The 17,869-nt window shown below is 59.5% G+C and carries 14 protein-coding genes and 5 tRNA genes; 4 read left to right on the plus strand and 15 right to left on the minus strand.

All coding sequences use genetic code 11. From position 1 onward, the window contains the following. Positions 1 to 12 precede the first annotated feature (12 nt). Entirely contained in the window at positions 13 to 1,704 is a 1,692-nt protein-coding gene (locus QMK51_RS17490) for a molecular chaperone HscC (protein WP_258696385.1), read from the plus strand. Here QMK51_RS17490 and QMK51_RS17495 read toward each other — a convergent pair. The 13 genes from QMK51_RS17495 to uvrB all read right to left on the minus strand — a co-directional run bounded on the left by QMK51_RS17495 (position 1,701) and on the right by uvrB (position 13,583). Continuing rightward, on the minus strand, positions 1,701 to 4,382 hold the full coding sequence (locus tag QMK51_RS17495) for a DUF805 domain-containing protein (protein WP_320391052.1): 2,682 nt from the start codon (positions 4,380 to 4,382) through the stop codon (positions 1,701 to 1,703). The two genes, QMK51_RS17490 and QMK51_RS17495, sit on opposite strands and share 4 nt — an antisense overlap. Then, positions 4,379 to 5,077: a DUF1266 domain-containing protein gene (locus QMK51_RS17500; protein ID WP_258696387.1), complete on the minus strand. Its 699-nt coding sequence runs from the start codon at positions 5,075 to 5,077 to the stop codon at positions 4,379 to 4,381. The genes QMK51_RS17495 and QMK51_RS17500 overlap by 4 nt, the downstream gene beginning before the upstream one ends. Before the next feature lie 188 nt (positions 5,078 to 5,265). Then, the gene (locus QMK51_RS17505; RefSeq protein ID WP_007905974.1) at positions 5,266 to 5,712 is read right to left on the minus strand and encodes an Hsp20 family protein; all 447 of its coding nucleotides are present in this window, start codon (positions 5,710 to 5,712) and stop codon (positions 5,266 to 5,268) included. 130 nt (positions 5,713 to 5,842) lie between these two features. Beyond that, positions 5,843 to 6,802 carry a tRNA-dihydrouridine synthase gene (locus tag QMK51_RS17510; protein ID WP_320391053.1) on the minus strand — a complete coding sequence of 320 codons (960 nt, stop codon included), beginning with the start codon at positions 6,800 to 6,802 and terminating at the stop codon, positions 5,843 to 5,845. A 167-nt stretch (positions 6,803 to 6,969) separates the two neighbouring features. After that, positions 6,970 to 7,419: a thioesterase family protein gene (locus tag QMK51_RS17515; RefSeq protein WP_320391054.1), complete on the minus strand. Its 450-nt coding sequence runs from the start codon at positions 7,417 to 7,419 to the stop codon at positions 6,970 to 6,972. Positions 7,420 to 7,467: 48 nt separating this feature from the next. After that, positions 7,468 to 8,301 (minus strand): alpha/beta fold hydrolase, encoded by an 834-nt coding sequence (locus QMK51_RS17520; protein ID WP_320391055.1) that lies wholly within the window; start codon positions 8,299 to 8,301, stop codon positions 7,468 to 7,470. Positions 8,302 to 8,332: 31 nt separating this feature from the next. Beyond that, positions 8,333 to 8,872 (minus strand): TetR/AcrR family transcriptional regulator, encoded by a 540-nt coding sequence (locus QMK51_RS17525; protein WP_320391056.1) that lies wholly within the window; start codon positions 8,870 to 8,872, stop codon positions 8,333 to 8,335. 182 nt (positions 8,873 to 9,054) lie between these two features. Continuing rightward, a tRNA-Glu gene (locus QMK51_RS17530) sits at positions 9,055 to 9,130 on the minus strand. An 80-nt stretch (positions 9,131 to 9,210) separates the two neighbouring features. Further along, positions 9,211 to 9,286, minus strand: a tRNA-Ala gene (locus QMK51_RS17535). Between the two features lie 53 nt (positions 9,287 to 9,339). Further along, positions 9,340 to 9,415 (minus strand) — tRNA-Glu (locus tag QMK51_RS17540). A gap of 79 nt (positions 9,416 to 9,494) precedes the next feature. Next, positions 9,495 to 9,570: transfer RNA gene (locus QMK51_RS17545), tRNA-Ala, on the minus strand. A 189-nt stretch (positions 9,571 to 9,759) separates the two neighbouring features. Continuing rightward, positions 9,760 to 11,241: a glutamate--tRNA ligase gene (gltX, locus tag QMK51_RS17550; RefSeq protein ID WP_320391057.1), complete on the minus strand. Its 1,482-nt coding sequence runs from the start codon at positions 11,239 to 11,241 to the stop codon at positions 9,760 to 9,762. A gap of 326 nt (positions 11,242 to 11,567) precedes the next feature. Continuing rightward, positions 11,568 to 13,583, minus strand: a complete 2,016-nt coding sequence (uvrB, locus tag QMK51_RS17555) for an excinuclease ABC subunit UvrB (RefSeq protein ID WP_258696392.1) — start codon at positions 13,581 to 13,583, stop codon at positions 11,568 to 11,570. 336 nt (positions 13,584 to 13,919) lie between these two features. Between uvrB and QMK51_RS17560 the strand changes: the two genes are divergently transcribed. Both QMK51_RS17560 and QMK51_RS17565 read left to right on the plus strand, forming a co-directional pair. Then, a complete protein-coding gene (locus QMK51_RS17560) occupies positions 13,920 to 15,116 on the plus strand; it encodes an amino acid aminotransferase (RefSeq protein ID WP_320391058.1) in 1,197 nt (398 codons plus the stop codon). 250 nt (positions 15,117 to 15,366) lie between these two features. Then, complete coding sequence (locus QMK51_RS17565) at positions 15,367 to 15,567, plus strand: hypothetical protein (RefSeq protein ID WP_007935214.1); 201 nt, start codon at positions 15,367 to 15,369, stop codon at positions 15,565 to 15,567. On the opposite strand, the gene QMK51_RS17570 is transcribed toward QMK51_RS17565, so the two are convergent. Continuing rightward, positions 15,564 to 15,794 (minus strand): hypothetical protein, encoded by a 231-nt coding sequence (locus QMK51_RS17570; protein ID WP_008007186.1) that lies wholly within the window; start codon positions 15,792 to 15,794, stop codon positions 15,564 to 15,566. The genes QMK51_RS17565 and QMK51_RS17570 overlap by 4 nt on opposite strands. Before the next feature lie 227 nt (positions 15,795 to 16,021). Between QMK51_RS17570 and QMK51_RS17575 the strand changes: the two genes are divergently transcribed. Beyond that, positions 16,022 to 16,097: transfer RNA gene (locus QMK51_RS17575), tRNA-Asn, on the plus strand. Positions 16,098 to 16,269: 172 nt separating this feature from the next. On the opposite strand, the gene QMK51_RS17580 is transcribed toward QMK51_RS17575, so the two are convergent. Further along, positions 16,270 to 17,787, minus strand: coding sequence for a nucleobase:cation symporter-2 family protein (locus tag QMK51_RS17580; RefSeq protein ID WP_320391059.1), 1,518 nt, complete (start codon positions 17,785 to 17,787; stop codon positions 16,270 to 16,272). Positions 17,788 to 17,869: the final 82 nt, after the last annotated feature.

The raw sequence follows: 17,869 nt of genomic DNA on the forward strand, positions 1-17,869 counted from the left end.
AAGAGATCAACCATGCAGGATGCAACCCTCCCCCGCCCGGCCTTGCTGGGTATCGACCTTGGGACCACCAATAGCCTGATCGCCGTTTGGCAGGAAGGTCGGGCACAGTTGATTCCCAATGCCCTTGGCGATGTCCTCACCCCCTCAGTGGTCAGCCTCGATGAGGATGACAGCATTCTGGTGGGCAAGGCCGCCCGCGCTCGCCTGACCACCCATCCGGAACGCACGGTGGCGGCGTTCAAGCGTTTTATGGGCAGCGACAAACAGTTCGAACTGGGCGCACGGCAATTCAGCCCGGAAGAACTGTCAGCGCTGGTGATCGGTTCACTCAAACAGGATGCCGAAGCCTGGCTGGGCCATCCGGTGCATGAGGCGGTGATTTCGGTGCCCGCCTACTTCAGTGACGAGCAACGCAAACGCACGCTGTTTGCCGCCGAACTGGCAGGCCTCACGGTGTCGCGGCTGATCAACGAGCCGACCGCCGCCGCCATGGCGTACGGGCTGCACGAGCAGAAGTTCGAGCGCACGCTGATTTTCGACCTCGGCGGCGGCACCTTCGATGTCACGGTACTGGAATACGCACTGCCGCTGATTGAAGTGCATGCCTCCACCGGCGACAACTTCCTCGGTGGTGAAGACTTCACCGCTGCGCTGTTACAGGCCTGCCTGAAAGACTGGCAACTCACTCCGCAGCTGATCGACGGCCAGGGGCTGGCCAGCCTGGGCGATGCTCTGGAGCAACTCAAATGCAAACTCAGTGAAGGCACTCAGCATCTGAACTGGAACGGCGCCGGCGTCTTGCGCGAGTGGTCGCTGGATGAGGCCGCCGCGCTGAAAATCTGGGAGCCGCTACTGGCCCGGTTGCGCGCTCCCATCGAACAAGCCCTGCGCGATGCACGGCTCAAGCCCCGGGATCTCGACAGCCTGGTGCTGGTCGGCGGTGCTACGCGGATGCCAGCCGTGCAGCAGATGGTCGCCACACTGTTCGGGCGCCTGCCCTATCGCCACCTCGACCCGGACACGATTGTCGCACTGGGCGCCGCCACCCAGGCGGCGTGCAAGGCCCGAGACAGCGCAATCGAGGAGCTGATCCTGACCGACGTCTGCCCATATACGCTGGGCATCTCGACCAGTCGCGGTGAAGACGTCAGCGGCGCCTTCTCGCCGATCATCGAACGCAACACCGTGATCCCGACCTCTCGGGTGCAACGCTTTTACACCACCCATCCGCAGCAAGACCACATCCGGATCGCGGTCTATCAGGGTGAACGGCCGTGGGTACGGGACAATATTTTCATCGATGCCTTCGACGTCGCGGTGACACCCGGCGACCAGACACAGGCTCTGGATGTGCGCTTCAGCTACGATATCAACGGCTTGCTTGAAGTTGACGTCACTCTGCTGGCCAGCGGCGAACGCCACAGCCACAGCATTGATCGCAGCCCCACCGGGCTCGACCCGCAGTCACGGCAAAACAGCCATGAACGGCTCAGCGCCCTGAAAATCCATCCACGGGATGCGCTGCCCAATCGCACCCTGCTGGCACGACTGGAGCGTGCGTGGACGCAAAGCCTGGGCGATGAGCGCGAACAAATTGCCGATTGGCTGGATGCCTTTACCGCCGTGCTCGGTGGCCAGCAATCGGTGGAGATTGCCAGCCATCGGTCACAACTCAATAAAGCGCTGGATCAACTGCGCCTTTAGCCGTTAAGCCGCCGCAGGGTCGCCTGCAAACCACCGGGCAGCGCGGCCTCGCCGGCGCTGTCCGGCGGCACACCATAGCGGTTAGGCAGCTTGTCGCCGGGAAAGCCGAACAACACCAGAGGCAGGAACGGCAATACCGGCGTCAGGCAGGCGATAATCAGCAGTGTGGGAATCCCGCGGCCGATATCATGCAGCCGGCGCAGAATTGCACTGAGCAACAATGCGATGCCCAGTAGCAGCATGACAATCCCCGAGATGGTGGTGCCGCTGAGCAGCGCCACGATCGGGGTGATCACCACACACCCCAGTACCTGCCCGATAAACGCCTTGCGCCCCAATCGCGTGCCCAAGCGCCAGACCGCAGCAGACGGCACCGGGCGAGTGTCGCTTTTAGCCAGGAGCAGGCGTTCACTCCAGGACAGCAAGGCAGTCAATGCCAGACGCAAGCCCACACTGTTCGCGGCGTCATCCTTGCCGCGCTGCAACTGTTGCAGCACCTTGGTCCTCGGCACTCCTGCCGCGCCATAACGAATCAGGCTTCTCAGCGTATCGAGGACTTCATAGACCAGCAGCTTGTCGACGTCGAAATCCGTCAGCACTTTGCGCGGTGGCCAAACAGGATCCCCCTTGATCAAACCATTACGGAACGCTTCGAACCAGTCATCTTCACAACTGATAGCGGCGATGGATTGCAACAGTGCGCGATGCTGCTCCGCGTCAAGGCTCGGATCGTGATACAGCACACCCCAGAGCAGCATCAACCCCAACAAATCCTCGCCACACGCATCAGGATCACTTTCAATGCAGGTATAGAGCTGCGCATTACCGGGCAGCGCTGCGCTGTCGAGGGCCTGTTGCACATTGAACAGCTGCTGCACGAGCAAGCCATGGACCGGATCGGTACCTTGCAGCCACCCCAGCAAACCGGTGCAGTTACCTTGCTCACGCTGCAAACGTCGCAACAACGGCTGGAGCCGACTCAGGGGATGAGCCGGGTTGACCTCCAGTCGCTCCAGGCATTGCGTATCGATCAACGTCAGCCAACGCTCAGGCTGTTCAAGCAATGCCAGCAGGAAGACCGTTTGAGCGTGCCATTGCCATGCTGCCTCGCCTTGGGCAATGTCCGGCAGGACTGCACCTCGCTGTCCCAATTGAACCAGCAGGCTCAAGCTCCGCAAGTTCGCGTCCGCTTCTGCGTCCAGCAAGTCAAATGCCTGATCGATCCGCACCAGGGCAGACGGGTCGTAAGCCCGCAGCCTGCCCAGCCATAGGCGACAAATCTTGTGCGGTTCGCCTTTTGTCAGTTCCTCGGCGAGTTGCGGCTCAGCTGAACGACTGTTGAGAAAGGCCTTCATTGCCAACGGAATCGGCGCCTGATTCAACCAACAGAGTTGCTGCTCTGCCTGATACTTGAACCCGCTCAGCACCAACCCCTCAAGGGCATCGAACGGATGCGGCTCCTCCAGTATTTGTTGCAACAACCCTGCATCGCCACGATGCAAGGCCCATGCATGCCGGTACAGACGCTGCAAGCGGGAATCCGCATGCTCCCCTAGAAGCAATGCCAGCAGAGGCAGTTCATCCCCCGTCATCCGCCAATCGACAAATGAGGCTGCCAAACCCTGCAGATTGAGTTGCCCGACCCCAAGCCAGCGAGCCAGCGTTTCGGGCCGCTGTGAAGGGCTGCCATATTCTTGAGTGACATCGTCGAGGTCATGGGACCAGTCACGGAAATTTTCCAGACGGTCAAATGCCTGAATCAGCAGCGGGAGGAAATCCGGCTGACGCTTGGCGCAAAGCTCCAGCAAGCAGCTCTCAGCCTTCGGGTGACGATGCTCCAGCCAAAGCCGGATCCAGCAGGGCAACGCCTGATCCTCAAGCCCCAACAAGTCGTTTTGACAAGCCAACAAATAAAGCCAATCGACATCGTCTGGCGCTTGGCTCTGTTGTTCGACACACAGCTGCTGCAGACCTGGACCACCGATACCCGCCTGAGTGAACTGCACCAGCAAACGCTCGATGAATGCTTCGTCCGCCGGCAGCGGCAAACAGGTGTGATGGCTGGCGAAGTCTTCAAACTCATGGAGCGGACGATGTTTGAAGAGGTAGTCGAGGCTGCGGGCATGCCACAGCGTTTCTATCTGCGCAGGCTCGGACCAGCCGCTCATCAGTGTCGTGTCGAACGGGTCTGGCGCCTTGATGCGTTGCAGGAACTGTTCGACTTTATTCGCCTGCTCGAACCCCAGATCCAACAGCTGGTGCTCCCACCCCATCCGTTGCGCCAGCAGATTTGCGCAGCGGTAAGACAGCGATCCGGCATTGGCCAATGCATGGAACAGCCCCCAACCGAGGTCATCAAAAGCGTCCAGAGGCAGTTGATCCAACGCTTTAACGAACGCTTGCCAGGCCTCTGGATTGAAGCGCCGGGCCGGATCTTCGAGCAACGCGTAAAAATCCACCAAGGTCTGCGGAACCTCGGGGGCACCAGCACCTTCATCTTCGATTTCGTCCTCTTCCTGACGAGCGAAGCGGGTGGCACTTTCATAGGCCTCACGCAGTGCCTGAAAGCCCTCAGGATCACTCTCCGGATGGTGCTCCGGCAGACGCGCGCGGTAGGCATTTCGAATGATTGTCTGGTCTTTGGTGGGTTCTATACCCAGGCGTATCCAGCAACTCATGACCAGTCGAACTCCTCAAGGGACGCCGGGCGTGGCGGTGGGTTGAGGTCCGTGTGCCAGGGCAGGTCTACCAGGAAAGAAGGGATGTCGCGCGAAAGACCACGCGCAATGAAAGCGCTACGGGAAAACTCCCCTTGCCGATCAAGCTCGTGAGCCATCTGTTCGTCACTGTTACCCAGACAGCTCCAGAACGCATGACCGGCCAGGAAACCATTGAAATAGGAGAACCAACTGCCGTAATGGTATTGCGCTCTTACGGCGAGTCGGCCATGTAGCCAAAGACTTTCAGTTAAATTGATCCACTCATTGCGCAAGCCGCAGCGCAAGAGAAACCCCATTCGCCCGAGATCCCAGGCCCTGATGCCACCCGGCCCGCATCCACCGAAGGTACGCCCGGCGAATTCGTGCAAGTCGCGTTCGCGGGGCGACAGTGCTTCAAGCAGTGCCTGCCATTCGCTCGGCAAGCAACGCTGCCACGACCGATATGCCCCATCGAGATGAGAGGCATGACCGTCGTCCGCCATCCCTTCGAGCATGCTTAATAGCTGCGGCCGGTCGCTGATGCCCCAGCTGCATTGCAGGTCGATAAATTGCGGATCGGAGTAGAAAGCAGGCTCGTCATAATGGGCGCGAGGATTGAGGGCCACCATCGGCGCAGAAAGACCGCACAGCCAACGCTGTTGTATCTCTTCCATGAAAAAAAGCTCCGGGCCGACCAGGCAGGATGGGGGTCGGCAAACTGGCGCGGATTGTAGAGAAACCGTCGCAGGGCGGCAAAGCTTGCATTGCTGTTTTTTGCCTGGAAACAAAAAGGCCCCGACAAGTCGGGGCCTTCATTCAGCGGGTTACAGACTGTTCAAACGAATGTATTTCTTCGAATGACTCAATGCTGCAGAGCCGGCTTCTGCGTCCCGTTGATCGGGATGCGTTTGGCTTTCGCTTCTTCCGGTATCACGCGCAGCAGGTCGATACTCAACAAACCGTTGCGCAGTTCGGCGGCCTTGATTTCGATATGGTCCGCCAGACGGAACGACAGTTTGAAGGCGCGTTGCGCGATGCCTTGGTACAGGTAAGTGACGCTTTCGTCCGCGTCACGTTTGCCGCCACTGATGGTCAGCACACCTTTCTCCACTTGCAGGTCCAGGTCTTCTTCCTGGAAACCGGCGGCCGCTACGACGATGCGGTATTGGTCATCACCGTATTTTTCAACGTTGTAGGGTGGATAGGTGCTGCCTGGCTCATTGCGCAGGGCGGTTTCGAACAGGTCGTTGAAACGGTCGAAACCTACCGAGGAACGGAACAGTGGGGCCAGGGAAAATGCAGTACTCATGATTCAAATCTCCTGAACATAATCAGCAAGTTTTTTGTCTCCGCGACCCGAATTCGGCATCGCGTAATCCTTAGATAAGGATCGCTGATTACTTTTCAAGAGATTATTTTCAGATTTTTTTCAAGCAGATTCAGGCTGTTTCAGACACCTGCAAACCCAGTAAACGCGAGACCTGATCCAGCTCGGTTTCTCGACGCAGGACGGTGAACAACTCTACCGCTTCGGGATAACTACGGGTCAGCATCGCCAGCCACTGCTTCAAGCGACCTGGCGATTGGCGTGGCGTCATCTGTGCCTTGGCTTGCAGCCAGAAGTCCTGAATCAGCGGCAGCAGCTCGACCCAGGTCATCTCGACGACCTCTTCACCGGCGCGGGCAGCGGCGATCTGCCGGGCCAGATCCGGGCGCGATACCAGACCACGACCCAGCATGATGTCCTCGACGCCGCTGATCTCGCGGCAGCGGCGCCAGTCCTCGACGCTCCAGATGTCGCCGTTGGCGAACACCGGCACCTTGACCACGTCCTGCACCCGCGGGATCCATTCCCAGTGAGCCGGCGGCTTGTAGCCATCAGTCTTGGTCCGTGCGTGAACCACAATGTGCGCCGCGCCGCCTTCGGCCAAGGCCGTGGCGCAGACCAGCGCACCGTCCGGGCTGTCGAAGCCCAGGCGCATCTTGGCAGTCACCGGAATGTGCGCGGGGACGGCACGGCGGACGTGTTCGACGATTTCGTTGAGCAGTTCAGGTTCTTTGAGCAGCACCGCGCCGCCACGGGACTTGTTCACGGTCTTGGCCGGGCAACCGAAGTTCAGGTCGATGACCTCGGAACCCAACTCGCAGGCCAGCGCAGCGTTTTCCGCCAGGCACACCGGATCGGAGCCGAGCAGTTGCACCCGCAGCGGAACGCCGGACGCGGTTCGGGCGCCGGTCAACAGTTCCGGGCCGAACTTGTGGTAATAGGCAGGCGTGAGCAGCTGATCGTTGATCCGAATGAACTCGGTCACGCACCAATCGATACCGCCCACGCGGGTCAGCACGTCCCGCAGGATGTTGTCGACCAACCCCTCCATGGGCGCCAAAGCAATTTGCATGAAAAACACACTCAACGAAAAACGTGCGGCAGTTTACTGGATTGCGCGAGGAATCTGCAGAACATCGCAGATTCCCTTGTGGGAGCCTGCCTGCTCGCGAAAGCGGTGTGTCAGTCGAAACATAAGTTGTTTGATACGCCGCCTTCGCGAGCAGGCTCGCTCCCACATTAGATTTTGGTCGTATCCAACATCTGCAACGCAGGGCCGTAGCCCTCGATGAACTCCGCCGGCATGCGCCTGGGCTTGCCAGTGGACAGTTCGATGCACACGAAAGTGGTCTGCGCCCGCAGCAACGTGGTGTTGTCGCTGGGGCGCGTCAACTGAAAGTGTCGGGTCATTTTCAGGCGTTGGTCCCAATCGACGATCCAGGTCGCCAACTGCAGCTCATCGCCTTCGTAGGCTGCCGCCAGATAATCGATCTCGTGCCGCACCACCGCCATCGCCCGGTCCAGCCGACGGTACTCGACCAGATCCAGACCAAGCCGTTGCGAGTGGCGCCAGGCGCAGCGCTCGAGCCAGGTCACATACACCGCGTTGTTCGCATGCCCCAGCCCGTCGATGTCCTCGGCGCCTACTTCCAGATCAATGATAAACGGCGTTGCCCGATCCCAGCCCATGCCCCACTCCCGGTCAGATGATTTCGACCGGGGCAGTGTAACGGATGCTCAGGCCGATTGGCGCGATTGCAGGCTTCGACCGGCCAGCAGCGAAAGAACGCCTTCGATCACCTGCGGATCAGCCAGCACCCGCTGATGACCGCCCTCTTCCAGGCGCAACAGACGACTGTCGAACCAGGCTTCGTGGATCAACTGCGATTCCTTGACCGAGACATAGTTGTCGTCTTCGGCATGGACAATCAGGCCGGGCATGTCGAGTTGATAGTGCGCGACATCCAGCAACGAAGCGCGCATGCCGACATCTTTCTCGACCTGACGAATGAACGCCGAACGGGCTTTGGGCGGCAACCGCACATAGCGCGCGAAACCGCGCAGCACTCCAAGAATTCGCGCTGGGGCGGCGATCGTGACCAGGGTTTCGGTACGCAGGCCCAACTGAACCGCAAGCATGGCGCTGGCGCCACCCATGGAGTGACCGATCACCGCTTGCAGCGGCGGTAATTCAGCGGCGGCCTCGAGCATGGCCCGAGCGAACAGCACCACATTGGCCTCGCGCCCAGGCGAGCGACCGTGAGCCGGACCGTCCAGGGCAACCACGGTGTAGCCGGCATCGACCAGCGCCGTAATCAGCGCGGCAAACTGCGTAGGCCGGCCTTCCCAGCCGTGCATCAACAACACCGCCGGACCCTGCCCCCAACGCAGTGCCGAGAGACCGAAGCGCAAGGTGATTCGTTCGGACTTAGCCAGCAGCGGCAATTCCCAGTCACGCGGTGGCAATTCCCGGGGGGTCATGAATGCCAGGCGCATCTTGCTCGCCACCAGCTTCGGTGCGAACCAGCCCAAGGTGCCATTAACGCCACGAACCCAGCTCAACGTGTTCATCGCTCATTTCCTCAGGCTGGATGCCTTTAGGTCACAGCACCGCCGATTTGGCGGCGCGCAGCAATCGATCGGACAACTCTCCAGGCCCCAGCGCCCGCGCCAGAGCCAAACCACCGACCATCAAGGCGATGTCGGCCAAGACTTTGTCGGTGTCTTCCGGGCTGGCCGCCAGCTGCGCGACCATCAACTCAACATGCTCATTCAACGCCACACGAAATTCGTCCGGCAGACGGCCCAACTCACCGACCGACGCCGGAATCGGACACGCCTGCTCGGTGGAATCACGGTGTTTACGCGACAGATAGAACGCAGCGACCAACGCGCGACGCTCTTCGCCGGTCAACTGCGCATCCATGTCGGCGATCAAGCCACGACGATGGCTGAGCAGCTGCTTGAACGCCTCCAGCATCAATGCGTCCTTGCTTTCGAAATGCGCGTAGAAGCCGCCGACCGTCAGGCCGGCCGCCCCCATCACTTCGCCCACGCTCGGCTCGGCCGGGCCGCGCTGGATCAGCGCTGCGCTGGCAGCCTTGAGGATGCGTTCGCGGGTTTGAGCTTTTTTATCGTTCATCGTTGCCTCCGAATATTACGACTAGAATATTATTCTCATAATAATTTTTCGCAAGTCGTGGATGTGACCGCTGGTCTGAAGAACAGTTTTGAGGAAAAAGGAGATTTGGCCAAACGCCAGACAAACAAAAGGGCCATTCAATAATTGAATGACCCTTAAAAATCCCGCAAAGCGGGTAATCGTGGCGTCCCCTAGGGGACTCGAACCCCTGTTACCGCCGTGAAAGGGCGGTGTCCTAGGCCACTAGACGAAGGGGACACAAACCCTTCTATACAACTGATCAGTGCTGAGAGCTGATCGATTCAAGGCCGGTGTGGCCAGACCTTGAACTGTAAAATTGGTGGAGCTAGACGGGATCGAACCGTCGACCTCTTGCATGCCATGCAAGCGCTCTCCCAGCTGAGCTATAGCCCCAGATTTTTCGCCTCGCGGCGGAGCGACATTTTGCAACATCACTTCTGTAAAACTGGCGTCCCCTAGGGGACTCGAACCCCTGTTACCGCCGTGAAAGGGCGGTGTCCTAGGCCACTAGACGAAGGGGACGCAAACCCTTCTATACAACTGATCAACGCTGAGTGTTGATCGCTTCAAGGCCGGTGTGGCCAGACCTTGAAGTGTAAATTGGTGGAGCTAGACGGGATCGAACCGTCGACCTCTTGCATGCCATGCAAGCGCTCTCCCAGCTGAGCTATAGCCCCTCATCGCTGAGGACGGGGCGAATCTTAATGGCGCATCGGAAAGCTGTCAAACTTATTTTTCAAAAAATTTAAAATTTTTTGCCGACATAACAAACACTTACCGCCCTCCCCCCGTAAATTCGGGAGAAGCGCCGAAGATCAGGATCAAAAGATCGCAGCCTTCGGCAGCTCCTACAGAGTCAAACGCAGTCAGGCAATCGCGCCTAGGAGCTTTTCCCACTCCTTGTTTTCCTTCTTCGACACGCCGCCCAACAGGTCGATGGCCTGGCGCAGACGGAAACGGGTCAGGTCCGGACCGAGAATTTCCATCGCGTCGAGCACCGATACCGAACTGGCCTGGCCCGTGATCGCGGCGAACATCAGCGGCATGGCGTCACGCAGCTTCAGCTCCAGGGATTCGACCACCGCCTGAATGGTCGCGGTGATGCTGTCCTTTTCCCACTGGCGCAGGCTTTCCAGCTTCCACAGGATCAACTGCATCAACTGACGAACCTGATCAGCCGAGAGCTTCTTGGATTCGAACAGCTTGGCGTCCGGGTTCACGCCACCGGCGAAGAAGAAACCGGCCAGCGGTGCGACCTGACTGAAGGTTTCAACCCGGCCCTGCACGTGCGGCGCGATCTTCATCATGTATTCAGGGTTCAGTGCCCACTTCTGCACGCGAGCGGCGAACTCCTCCACCGGCAGGTCACGCAGCCACTGGCCGTTGAGCCACGACAGTTTCTCGATGTCGAAAATCGGCCCGCCGAGGGAGACGCGACTCAGGTCGAAGTTGTCGACCATCTCCTGCAGGGAGAACTTCTCGCGCTCGTCCGGCATCGACCAGCCCATGCGACCCAAGTAGTTGAGCATCGCTTCCGGCATGAAGCCCATGCGCTCGTAGAACGTCACCGAGGTCGGGTTCTTGCGCTTGGACAGCTTGCTCTTGTCCGGGTTACGCAGCAGCGGCATGTAGCACAGCTGCGGCTGTTCCCAGCCGAAGTATTCGTACAAAAGGATCAGCTTCGGCGCCGAGGGCAGCCATTCTTCACCGCGCAAAACGTGGGTGATACCCATCAGGTGGTCATCGACCACGTTGGCCAGGAAGTACGTCGGCAGGCCGTCGGTCTTCATCAGCACTTGCATGTCCATGCGATCCCACGGGATCTCGACGTCGCCACGCAGCATGTCCGGCACCACGCACACGCCTTCGCTCGGCACTTTCATGCGGATGACGTGTGGCTCGCCAGCGGCCAGGCGGCGCGCGACCTCTTCCTTGGAGAGCAACAGCGCACGGCCGTCGTAACGCGGGGTTTCGCCGCGGGCCATTTGCTCGGCGCGCATCTGGTCCAGTTCTTCGGCCGTGCAGAAGCACGGGAAGGCATGGCCCAGTTCGACCAGTTGCTGGCAGTACTTCTGATAGATGTCGCCGCGCTCGCTCTGACGATAAGGACCGTGCGGGCCGCCAACGTCCGGGCCCTCGCTCCAGTCGATACCCAACCAGCGCAGGGCGTCGAAAATCTGCTGTTCGGACTCGCGGGTCGAACGCAGTTGGTCGGTGTCTTCGATCCGCAGGATGAACTCACCGCCATGCTGCTTGGCAAAGCAGTAGTTGAACAAAGCGATGTAAGCGGTACCTACGTGGGGGTCCCCGGTAGGCGATGGCGCGATGCGAGTGCGGACGGTGGTCATGGCATGTCTCGAAAAGAATAAAAGCGGAAATCAAACAAGAGGCGAATGGTAACAGGCGATAGCCGCCCGGCTCCAGTGAGTGGGGCATAGTAAGCCAGTATTGCATTGGGGGATCAGCTTGGTGGCGGTGCTGCCTACCAGAAGGTTGCAGGCAGGGCTGAAGGCCAGGGAAGCACGCTAATTGATATTTGTAGTGTTCCGACGGGCCTCATCGCGGGCAAGCCCGCTCCCACAGGATCCGTAGGTGGCCACATATTGTGTGAATACCCTCAATCCTTGTGGGTGCGGGCTTGCCCGCGATGAGGCCCGCCCATTCACTGCGCATCTCAAACCGTGATCAACCGCTCCCGCAATTTGCCGATTTCGTCGCGAAGCTGCGCCGCGGCTTCGAATTCCAGGTCGCGGGCAAGCTGGTACATCTTCTCTTCCAGCGCACGAATGCGTTTGGCGATCTCGCCCGGCGAGCGCAACTCCGCTTCGTATTTGGCACTTTCCTCGGCGGCCTTGGCCATGCCTTTGCGCTTCTTGCTGCGCGAGCCCGGCACGGTTGCGCCTTCCATGATATCGGCGACGTCCTTGAACACACCCTTCGGCGTGATGCCGTTGGCCAGGTTGAAGGCGATCTGCTTGTCGCGACGACGCTCGGTTTCGCCGATCGCCCGTTCCATCGAGCCGGTGATGCGATCCGCATACAGAATCGCCCGGCCGTTGAGGTTGCGCGCCGCCCGGCCGATCGTCTGGATCAGCGAGCGCTCGGAACGCAGGAAACCCTCCTTGTCCGCATCGAGAATCGCCACCAGCGAGACTTCCGGCATGTCCAGACCTTCACGCAGCAGGTTGATCCCCACCAGCACATCGAAGGTGCCAAGACGCAAATCACGGATGATTTCGACCCGCTCCACGGTGTCGATGTCCGAGTGCAGATAACGCACGCGAACGCCGTGGTCGGCCAGGTAATCGGTCAAGTCTTCGGACATGCGCTTGGTCAGCGTGGTGACCAGCACCCGCTCCTCCAGGGCCACACGCTTGGTGATTTCCGAGAGCAGGTCGTCGACCTGGGTCAACGCCGGGCGGATTTCGATTTGCGGGTCCACCAGGCCGGTCGGGCGCACCACTTGCTCGACCACGCGCCCTGCGTGTTCCGCCTCATAATTGCCCGGCGTGGCCGAGACAAAAATCGTCTGTGGGCTGATGTTTTCGAACTCGTCGAAACGCATTGGCCGGTTATCCAGCGCCGATGGCAGGCGGAAGCCGTATTCCACCAGCGTTTCCTTACGGGACCGGTCGCCCTTATACATGGCACCGACCTGGGGCACGCTGACGTGGGATTCGTCGATCACCAGCAAGGCGTCGGCCGGCAGATAGTCAAACAAGGTAGGCGGTGCCTCGCCGGAGGCACGGCCCGACAGGTAACGCGAGTAGTTTTCAATGCCATTGCAGTAACCCAGCTCGAGAATCATCTCCAGATCGAAACGGGTACGCTGTTCCAGTCGCTGGGCTTCCACCAGTTTGTTGTTGGAGCGCAGGTATTCCAGGCGCTCCTGCAACTCGACCTTGATCCCTTCGACGGCGTCGAGCAGGGTTTCCCGTGGTGTCACGTAGTGGCTCTTCGGGTAGAAGGTGAAACGCGGCAGTTTGCGGATGACTTCGCCGGTCAGCGGGTCAAAGGCGGACAGGCTCTCCACTTCGTCATCGAACAGCTCGATGCGGATCGCTTCAAAATCGGATTCTGCCGGATGGATATCAATCACATCACCGCGCACCCGGAAGGTCGCCCGGGCGAAGTCCATGTCGTTGCGGGTGTATTGCAGGTCAGCCAGGCGACGCAGCAGCGCACGCTGGTCGAGCTTGTCGCCGCGATCCACGTGCAACACCATCTTCAAATAGGTTTCCGGACTGCCCAGACCGTAAATGCACGACACCGTGGTGACGATGATCGCGTCCTTGCGCTCCAGCAGCGCTTTGGTGGCTGACAGGCGCATTTGCTCAATGTGGTCGTTGATCGAGGCGTCCTTCTCGATGAAGGTGTCCGACGACGGCACGTAGGCTTCAGGCTGGTAGTAGTCGTAGTAGGAAACGAAGTATTCAACGGCGTTATTCGGGAAGAACGCCTTGAACTCGCCATATAACTGCGCGGCCAGGGTCTTGTTCGGCGCCAGCACCAGGGTCGGGCGCTGTATCTGGGCGATCACGTTGGCGATGCTGAAGGTCTTGCCCGAGCCGGTCACACCGAGCAGCGTCTGGTGCGCCAGCCCGGCTTCAATGCCCTCGACCATCAGGCGGATGGCTTCCGGCTGATCGCCGGCGGGCTCGAAGCGGGTGACTAGCTGGAATTCAGACATACATACCTCTGGTTCACTCTTGCCCGGTTACACCGGACAGGAACGAGAAAGACCGCAAACGACCGATGTCGCCCGAGGAAAAAACTGGATTGTGCTCAATGTGGAGCCGATTGCCATCGCTTTCAAGGCAAACGTCCTACATCGGGTAAAACCTTTGACGACGTCACTTGACCAACGATCGAAAAATAATTGGAAAAACTTACCGTAAAAGCCGAATCGCCTGTCGCCATCAATCGCTGATGGCCTCTATACTAGCTCCCCGTTTGTGCACCGCTCTAGTGCATTCGGCTGGAGCGCGACACGTCCCTCCACACTCCATTCAGAGCCGCCGTAATAATGAGCCTGTTCTCCGCTGTCGAAATGGCACCACGCGATCCAATCCTGGGCCTCAACGAAGCATTCAATGCCGATACCCGTACCAACAAGGTCAACCTGGGGGTTGGTGTTTACTGCAACGAGGAGGGGCGAATTCCACTCCTGCGCGCCGTTGTCGAAGCCGAGACGATTCGCGCCGCTCAACACGCTTCCCGTGGTTACTTGCCGATCGACGGCATTGCCGCCTACGACCAGGCGGTGCAAAAACTGCTGTTCGGCAATGATTCACCGCTGATCGCTGCTGGCCGGGTCATCACCACCCAAGCCGTCGGCGGTACCGGCGCGCTGAAAATCGGTGCCGACTTCCTCAAGCAACTGCTGCCGAATGCCGTTGTGGCGATCAGCGACCCGAGCTGGGAAAACCACCGCGCACTGTTCGAAACCGCCGGCTTCCCGGTGCAGAACTATCGCTACTACGACGCCGCGACCCACGACGTTAACCGTGCAGGCCTGCTGGAAGACCTGAACGCCTTGCCGTCCGGCTCCATCGTTGTACTGCACGCTTGCTGCCACAACCCGACCGGCGTGGATCTGAGCCCGGCGGACTGGAAAAACGTCCTGGAAGTGGTGAAAGCCAAAGGTCACGTACCGTTCCTCGACATGGCCTACCAGGGCTTTGGCGACGGTATCGATGAAGACGCCGCTGCCGTGCGCCTGTTCGCCGAATCGGGCCTGACCTTCTTCGTCTCGAGCTCGTTCTCCAAATCCTTCTCGCTGTACGGCGAGCGCGTTGGCGCCCTGTCGATCGTCAGCGAGTCGAAAGAAGAAAGCGCGCGCGTGCTGTCGCAAGTCAAACGCGTGATCCGCACCAACTACTCCAACCCGCCGACCCACGGCGCTAGCATCGTCGCCGCCGTGCTGAACAGCCCGGTATTGCGTGCGCAGTGGGAAGAGGAACTGGCAGAAATGCGCCTGCGGATTCGCGGCATGCGCACCCAGATGGTCGACCTGCTGGCGAAAAACGCTCCGCAACGCGATTTCAGCTTCGTCGGTCGCCAGCGCGGCATGTTCTCCTACTCCGGCCTGACGGTTGAGCAAGTGACCCGTCTGCGCAACGAGTTCGGCATCTACGCCCTGGACACCGGCCGCATCTGCGTTGCCGCGCTGAACCAGAACAACATCGACGCCGTGACCAAGGCCATCATTCAGGTGATCTGAGTCTTTGTGTGATATGAAAACGGGAAGCCACATGGCTTCCCGTTTTTTATTTGTCTTCGATAATTCCCAGTTCGACGACCGGTCGCTCTAGACTGCACGCAGATCAAAAATGTGGGAGCGGCGGTGCGGCGATCCGACTTGCTCGCGAAAGCGGTCTATCTGTCACATTGATGCTGAATTTGCCGCTGCCTTCGCGAGCAAGCCCGCCCCCCCAAGTTATGAGTACACCCGAGAATTCTTGAGAGCCCACATGAAAAACGATGACCTACGCGCTGACCGCGACGAGCTGGACCACTTCGTGCCCCGCTCCTCGGCCAAACGCGGTAACAACCTGGTGCTGCAAGTGGCTGCAGGCGTGTTCCTTGGCGGCCTGGCATTGTGGCTGGTGCAACTGGCCGCCACGATGTTGTACGCCAAGCTGATGCTCGGCACCATTACCTTCGGCGGTTAGGCCAGTTCGGTCGCGCGCTGGCTGGCCGCGTCGTCGTAGGCGACGTAAAGCGACTCGGCCACCTGGCTTTTGATCGCCTTGGTGCTTTCCAGGCCCAGGACAAAACCTTCAGCCTTGCCGCCCGCGCGGTTCAATTCGTCAGCGGTGCTGGCCTGAGTGATTGCGTCGAACAGCTTCTCGGCGTGCGGGCCCACACCTTTGGGCAGGCTTATCTGAGCGATGCTCATACGAACACCTCGTTGTTTTGAGGTGTGAGGGTTGGATGATTCATGGCGCGTACCTTTTCGGCTGAGGGCCGGCAGCGCGTGTCACCACTTCCGGGCGGCCATGGTAGACCTCTACCGCAATTCTGGTAACCGCCAATAGCCGATAAACCACCCTCTGATCCGATGAAAATACCAAACTACCAACAGAGGCTTGACTTCTCTTTTTGAATCAGTAACATACACGTCATTCCGCGATAGCTCAGTTGGTAGAGCAAGTGACTGTTAATCACTGGGTCCCTGGTTCGAGTCCAGGTCGTGGAGCCAGACAGCAAAACCGAAAAGCCCCTGAATCGAAAGGTTCAGGGGCTTTTTTGTGCTTGCCATAAAGTCAAAAGATCGCAGCCTGCGGCAGCCCCTACAGAGGATCGCATCACACACGAATCATCTGTAGGAGCCGCCAAAGGCTGCGATCTCTTGATCTTCCGGCTATAAGCCGTCAGACATGCTCACTGCTTTTCGCATGCACCGCCCGCGGCTCGGCATGCCCATGATCCATCTCCACCACCGGGATCTCATTCCCGTCGCAGTCATGCAGCTTACCTTCGCTGAAGTAATCCCCTTCCCGCAACGCCGCCAGGTCCTGATAACGCAGGACTCGCTCGGTACCGGCTGCAAACACCGATTGCTGATCCGAGTTGCCGGCGGTGAGGTGGTTGAAAGTCAGGTTCAGCACGATGGCCATGATCGCCGAAGAACTGATGCCCGAGTGGAAAATCGTCGCAAACCAGCTGGGGAAGTGTTCGTAGAAGTTCGGTGCGGCGATGGGGATCATGCCAAAACCGATCGAAGTGGCGACGATGATCAGGTTGACGTTGTTGCGGTAGTCGACCTTGGACAGCGTCCGAATGCCGCTGGCCGCCACGGTGCCGAACAACACGATGCCGGCGCCGCCGAGTACGGAGGTCGGCACGGCGGCGATGACCCGCCCCATGAACGGCAGCAATCCGAGCACCACCAGGAACACACCGCCGGTGGCCACCACGAAACGGCTCTTGATCCCGGTCACCGCCACCAACCCGACGTTCTGGGCGAAGGCGCTCTGGGTGAAGGAGCCGAAGATTGGCGCGACCATGCTCGACAGCATGTCGGCGCGCAGACCATTGCCCAAGCGCTTGGAATCGACTTTGGTGCCGATGATTTCACCGACGGCGAGGATATCGGCCGAGGTTTCCACCAGAGTCACCATGATCACGATACACATCGACAGAATCGCGGCGAAGTGGAAGGTGGGCATGCCGAAATGAAATGGTGTCGGGAAGCCGAACATCGGGCCTTGGGTGACAGACGAGAAATCCGCCATGCCGAGGAACACCGCGATGACTGTGCCGATGACCATGGCCAAGAGGATCGACAAACGGGAGATGGTCGCACTGCCGATCTTGCTCAGTAGCAGGACCAGCACCAGCGTCACCGCCGCCAGACCAATGTTTGCCATGCTGCCGAAGTCCGGAGCATGGCTGTTGCCGCCCATGGCCCAGCGCGCGGCCACCGGCATCAGCGTCAGGCCGATCGTGGTGATCACAATGCCCGTCACCAGCGGCGGAAAGAACTTGGTGATTCGCGAGAACACCGGCGTGATCAGCAAGCCGATCAGCGACGCGGCAATCACCGCTCCGAGAATCGACTGAAAGCCGCCCTCCCCACCACTGCTGACAATCGCCACCATGGTCGCAACGCCGGAGAACGACACGCCCTGTACCAGCGGCAACTGACAACCGAAAAACGGCAAACCCAGGGTTTGCAGCAATGTCGCCAGCCCCCCTGAAAACAACGAAGCAGCAATCAACAAACCGATGTCCGCCGGTGAGAGCCCGGCCGCCTGGCCGATGATCAAAGGCACCGCGACGATACCGCCGTACATGGTCAGAACGTGTTGCAGTCCGTAAGCCATATTCGCGCCGATCCCGAGATTTTCATCCTCGGGCCGTTGGTGTGAAACATGGGGTGTTTTCATGGCTGGGGGATTCCCTGGTTTTTTGTTGTGCGCACACTGTATTCAACACTCAGGACAAATGTCCATATAATTGTATACAGTT

The sequence above is a fragment of the Pseudomonas sp. P9_31 genome (assembly GCF_034008235.1).
In the GTDB taxonomy this organism is placed as follows: domain Bacteria; phylum Pseudomonadota; class Gammaproteobacteria; order Pseudomonadales; family Pseudomonadaceae; genus Aquipseudomonas.